Raw genomic sequence first — 942 nt, forward strand, 5'->3', positions numbered from 1 at the left:
CCTGTGGAGCATCCGCATATTGAGAAATCGTAACAGAGGGGCGCTCGAAGAGGAAGCTTTCCGCCGGGGCGGAGCTACTCCTCCTTGAGCGAGCGCTCCATGAGTTCGCGCAGGCTCTCGCGCGGACTCTTTTCGCCGCGGAGCACGGCGTGCATCTGGCGGGTGATGGGCATGTCGACGCCGAGCCGCGCGGCGAGCTCGGCGGCGGCGAAGGTGGTGTGGACGCCTTCGGCGACCATGCGCATGCCGGCGAGGATCTCGGAGAGGGCGCGGCCGCGGCCGAGCTCGATGCCGACCATGCGGTTGCGGCTGAGGTCGCCGGTGCAGGTGAGCACGAGGTCGCCGAGGCCGGCCAGGCCGGCGAGGGTGCGCGCCTGTCCGCCGGCGGCGACGGCAAGGCGGGGGATTTCGGCGAGGCCGCGGGTGATGAGCGCGGCGAGCGTGTTGGCGCCGAGGCCGAGGCCGGCGCAGACGCCGGCGGCGATGGCGATGACGTTTTTCAGCGATGCGCCGAGCTCGACGCCGACGGGGTCGCTGTTGGTGTACAGGCGGAGCGTGGGTCCGGAGAAGGCGTGCTGGACGGTGCGGGCGAGCTCCTGGTCCGCGGAGGAGATGACGACCGCGGCGGGCTCGCCGCGGGCCACTTCGCGGGCGAAGGTGGGGCCGCTGAGCACGCCGATGCGGGGCGCGAAGCGGGCGGAGAGGACTTCGGCGATCACCTCCGACATGCGTTTCAGCGTGCCCTGCTCGAGGCCCTTGGTGGCGCTGACGAACAGCATGCGGGGATCGAGCCAGGGGAGCATTTCCGCATAGAGACGCCGCACATGATCCGAGGGCATGACGCTGAGCACGATGGCGGCGCCTTCGAGGGCGGCGCGGAGGTCGGAGGTCTGCGCCCCGTTTTCCGTCAGCGGAAAGCCGGGCAGGAAGACATCGTTGACG

The 942-nt window shown here is 70.7% G+C and carries 1 protein-coding gene; it reads right to left on the reverse strand.

Going from position 1 to position 942, the window contains the following annotated elements; genetic code table 11:
* Positions 1-74: 74 nt before the first annotated feature.
* On the reverse strand, positions 75-942 hold an 868-nt coding region (locus N2041_RS14390; RefSeq protein ID WP_297679279.1), incomplete at its 5' end, for an NAD(P)H-dependent glycerol-3-phosphate dehydrogenase.

The organism is Tepidiforma sp. (assembly GCF_026419595.1).
Classification (GTDB): domain Bacteria; phylum Chloroflexota; class Dehalococcoidia; order Tepidiformales; family Tepidiformaceae; genus Tepidiforma.